The following is a 3,877-nucleotide window of genomic DNA, read 5'->3' as shown; positions in this document are numbered from 1 at the left end:
TAATCCATTACCACTTGCGTTTTCATATCTACCCCAAAGGTCTCCGGATGTTCAAGTGCATAGGTATAGAGTGCATCTCTGATCTCCCTTGCATAAGAAAAAGCACTGGGCATATAATCTTCTCTTTCAGAGCTAGCATATCCAAACATCATACCCTGGTCCCCTGCTCCTATCTCATTGTCTTCCTTCACCACTCCCATAGTGATATCTGGGGATTGTTTACTCACATAGACATCTATCTTAGCTTCATCAGGGAAAAAGGTTTCACCTCTATCAAACCCTACTTCAGGGTATCCTATCTGATCAAAGGCCTTTTTAACGATCGCTTCATAGAAAGTATCATCAAGAGTGACTGTCGTTTTCACTTCACCACCTATGATGACATGCTTACCACTGATAAATACTTCCGTAGCCACTTTAGAATCAGGATCAATTTGAAGCAGTGTATCAACAATAGTATCAGCTATAATATCTGCACATTTATCAGGATGTCCTGCTGAAACAGCCTCTGAAGTAAAAAGATACATGATATGCTCCCTCGATTTTAAGTATCTATTATCTTATCAAAAACTATCCTTCAGTTCAGCATTTAATAAATTTCATTAAGATACTTGACAAACATAGACTCAACTTGTTATAATTTTTTACATTTTATATAAATAAAGGAGCTAATCATGCTATTAACAAAATTTGATCCAATGAGAGATTTTAGAAATTTAGAAGAAAGAATGATGAATTCTTTAAAGGTTTCATCTGATTCAGATGTCACCAATGTAACAGGTTTCACACCGGCTGTCAATACCAGAGAAGGTGAATATGCTTATCATGTAGAAGTCGATATCCCGGGTGTTAAAAAAGAGGACCTGAATGTTGACCTAAAAGATGATGTGTTGACTATCTGGGGTGAGAGAAAAACCAAATCAGAAATAAAAGAGAAAGATTACTACAAACAAGAGTGTTCATATGGTAAATTTCAAAGAAGCTTTACCCTGCCAGACAATGTCGATGTAGAAAATATTGAAGCAAACTCACAAGATGGGGTATTAGAAGTAGTCATTCCAAAACTTACTAAAGAAGATAAAGAGACTAAAAAAATAGAAGTTAAATAAATTTTCTACAAGAGAGATGTCTTCATCATTTCTCTTGTATTGTCTTCATGAATAATTCTTTATCTTCATTATTATGAAAAACCAAATGTACTTCCATCTCATCTTTTCCCTTTAAATAGTTCTTAACAACATTATAAGCTATTTGCGCAGCCTCATCTTTGGGGTAGCCATATATCCCCGTAGATATCGCGGGAAATGCAATATTCTTGCAGCCCAATTCAACAGCCATGTTAAGTGCATTCGTGTAACACGATGCCAATAGAAATGCACATTTCTCTCTACATTGATTATAGATAGGACCCACCGTATGGATCACATGCATAGCTTCTAAATTTCCACCATTTGTCACAACACATTCTCCTGTAGGCAGACCATGAGGATATTCTTCTTTGCGTATCTTTTTACACGCTTCAAGGATCTCAGGTCCCCCTGCTCTATGAATAGCACCATCTACACCGCCACCACCCAAGAGTGAACTGTTTGCTGCATTGACAATGGCACAGACTTTTTCTTTCGTAATATCACCTGTTTTAAGAAGTATGTTATCCATCATTTTGCCTTCAAAAAGATTTATCCTATAATAACATAAAACAAAGGTGAATCATCGTGGCAGAGATAGGGAAAAGTATTATTTTTATCGGTATTATGATCGTACTTATAGGTGTGATACTTCTCTTTAGCGATAAACTTCCTTTTAATCTTGGAAAACTACCCGGTGATATCTCTTATAAAAAAGAGAATTTTTCTTTTTATTTCCCCATTACGACTTCGATACTAATCAGTATTGTTTTATCACTCTTGTTCTATTTGTTTAGCAAGTTCCTTAAATAAGTAATTCTAATATCATGATATAATACTGGCAGTAAGGGAGATTATATGCCAAAATCACATAAGATTGTCTATGCACTGTATATAGTAATCTGGGTCTTTATGGCAATCAATCCCAAATATCCTGCAGATTGGCTTCTTGAAAATGTACTGATATTCATTTTTTTTCCATTTGTCGTTTTCATGGATAAGAAACATCACTACACGCTTTTAAGCATCATATTTCTTCTTATATTTGCCAGTTTACACTCTTTAGGATCGCATTACACCTATGCTGAGATGGAACATTTTAATGCCATCACACATTTTTTTGGTTTTGAGAGAAATCATTTTGACCGCTTGGTACATTTTCTTTTTGGATTGCTTACTTTTAGAATACTCTTTGAGATGATTACTTCGGGTACATCCACCGTTAAAAGTGCTTTACTGCTAACTTTTACTATGATCGTATCTATCTCCACATTCTATGAAATGCTTGAGTGGTTTGCAGTGATCATCTTGCAACCTGATCTAGGTATGGCTTTTTTAGGGACGCAGGGAGATGTATGGGATGCGCACAAAGACACTGGACTTGCAATGACAGGTGCTTTGATCAATATTGCTTTTTATCAAAATTATAAGCATCTGTGGCTGTCAAAAAAAGCATAATGCTCTTTTTTGTATTTACAACCCCAAAACCTTTTTCTTGTATTTTACCACTCGTCCATCATCATCAGCAAGATAGACAAAGCCTTTCTTATCAAAAGCGATACCTTCCCAGGCACCTTTCTCTAATTTAATTTTTTCTACACTTTTCTTCTTATCAAGATCATACTTGATCAAGAGATCCTCTTTGTCACTCACCATATACAAATATCCATCATGATAAGTAAGTCCAGCTGTATCTGATATATGATGTTCGATCACTTCAATGATTCTAGATGGATATGGCGTAAGTTTCACTACAGCAATGAAAGATTCTTTTTTCTTCTTGGATTGTTTAGAGAGATAGACCATATTACCTACTTTAGCGATACCTTCAACCCCTGATTTTTTATTAAATAAAGGCAATTTCTTTCCATTGTAAAAGGTATCCAAAATTACTTTTTTCTTTTTTTCTGTCTTCCTGTCAACAATGAGTATACCTTTATTTTCAAGAGCAAAAATCAACTGTGTATCTTCACATACCACACCTTCAAGATCATATTTACCAAGCTTTGTTCTGTGAAGTATCTTGCCCTTTCTACTTATCTCATAGTAAGTACCTTCATCATTGGCTACAATGAGTGTATCACTCTTACTGCAATAACTTATCCCTGATGCCTCAGGGATCTTTGCGATGACCTTTCCTGCAGGCTTACCACAAGCAGTAGCCAACAGTACAATAGGTATTAATAAAAAATATCTCACTTACGACTTCCAAATTCCATACCAAGTTTTAACAGATTTTCTTTTATCTGATACTTTTTAAAGGCAACTTCTTCTATCTTTTTATGATTGAATCCACAATTGCTATAGCAAACAACAGAACTTTCATATCCTTCAAGTAATCCATCTATAGCATGTGTCACAAAATGAAAGGCCATAAGACGATCTTGAACTGTAGGGTTTCCACCTCTTTGTATATGTCCTAGTACCATAAGACGGGACTCAATACCTATCTCTTTTTCAAACCATTGGACGATCTCCTCAGAATTTTTTAACGCTTCAGACACTACAGCGATAAAATACTCTCTTCCCTCTTCGATCTCCTTCTTAAACCTCTCTTTATAGTTATCCAATTCATATGGTATTTCAGGTATCAAACACATTTCTGCACCAGAAGTAAGTGCTGAGACCAATGTTAAATATCCACACTCTCTACCCATCGCTTCTATGACAAAAGCTCTGCTAAATGAGGAAGCCGTATCCCGTATAGAATCTATAGCATATTTTATAACATTCAGTGCCGTATCTACACC

At 35.6% G+C, this 3,877-nt stretch carries 7 protein-coding genes; 3 read left to right on the top strand and 4 right to left on the bottom strand.

Annotated features, from left to right (window positions below; genetic code table 11):
• The coding region (locus WBM70_RS08785) for an S-adenosylmethionine synthetase N-terminal domain-containing protein (protein ID WP_424558134.1) at window positions 1–527 on the bottom strand (527 nt) is incomplete at its 3' end.
• A 147-nt stretch (window positions 528–674) separates the two neighbouring features.
• Here WBM70_RS08785 and WBM70_RS08780 point away from each other — a divergent pair.
• On the top strand, window positions 675–1,109 hold the full coding sequence (locus WBM70_RS08780) for an Hsp20/alpha crystallin family protein (RefSeq protein WP_424558133.1): 435 nt from the start codon (window positions 675–677) through the stop codon (window positions 1,107–1,109).
• 25 nt (window positions 1,110–1,134) lie between these two features.
• Here WBM70_RS08780 and WBM70_RS08775 read toward each other — a convergent pair whose 3' ends face one another.
• Window positions 1,135–1,659 (bottom strand): O-acetyl-ADP-ribose deacetylase, encoded by a 525-nt coding sequence (locus WBM70_RS08775; protein ID WP_424558132.1) that lies wholly within the window; start codon window positions 1,657–1,659, stop codon window positions 1,135–1,137.
• Between the two features lie 56 nt (window positions 1,660–1,715).
• Here WBM70_RS08775 and WBM70_RS08770 point away from each other — a divergent pair, with 56 nt between their 5' ends.
• On the top strand, window positions 1,716–1,940 hold the full coding sequence (locus tag WBM70_RS08770) for a DUF2905 domain-containing protein (protein WP_424558131.1): 225 nt from the start codon (window positions 1,716–1,718) through the stop codon (window positions 1,938–1,940).
• A 45-nt stretch (window positions 1,941–1,985) separates the two neighbouring features.
• Window positions 1,986–2,585, top strand: a complete 600-nt coding sequence (locus tag WBM70_RS08765; protein ID WP_424558130.1) for a DUF2238 domain-containing protein — start codon at window positions 1,986–1,988, stop codon at window positions 2,583–2,585.
• 15 nt (window positions 2,586–2,600) lie between these two features.
• Here the strand turns inward: WBM70_RS08765 and WBM70_RS08760 are convergent, their stop codons facing one another.
• Window positions 2,601–3,326, bottom strand: a complete 726-nt coding sequence (locus WBM70_RS08760; protein ID WP_424558129.1) for an SdiA-regulated domain-containing protein — start codon at window positions 3,324–3,326, stop codon at window positions 2,601–2,603.
• Window positions 3,323–3,877 (bottom strand): 6-phosphofructokinase (locus WBM70_RS08755; RefSeq protein WP_424558128.1); only part of this gene is annotated, 555 nt, incomplete at its 5' end. The genes WBM70_RS08760 and WBM70_RS08755, both read right to left, overlap by 4 nt.

Origin of the sequence: Sulfurovum sp., assembly GCF_049668085.1 — a bacterium.
Classification (GTDB): Bacteria; Campylobacterota; Campylobacteria; order Campylobacterales; family Sulfurovaceae; genus Sulfurovum.
This window is presented reverse-complemented; position numbering and strand designations above follow the sequence as displayed.

What these genes read in the sequence shown, in the direction of transcription:
- WBM70_RS08780 (WP_424558133.1), top strand. Translation starts at nt 675, where the DNA reads ATGCTATTAACAAAATTTGATCCAATGAGAGATTTTAGAAATTTAGAA.
- WBM70_RS08775 (WP_424558132.1), bottom strand. Translation starts at nt 1,659, where the DNA reads ATGGATAACATACTTCTTAAAACAGGTGATATTACGAAAGAAAAAGTC.
- WBM70_RS08765 (WP_424558130.1), top strand. Translation starts at nt 1,986, where the DNA reads ATGCCAAAATCACATAAGATTGTCTATGCACTGTATATAGTAATCTGG.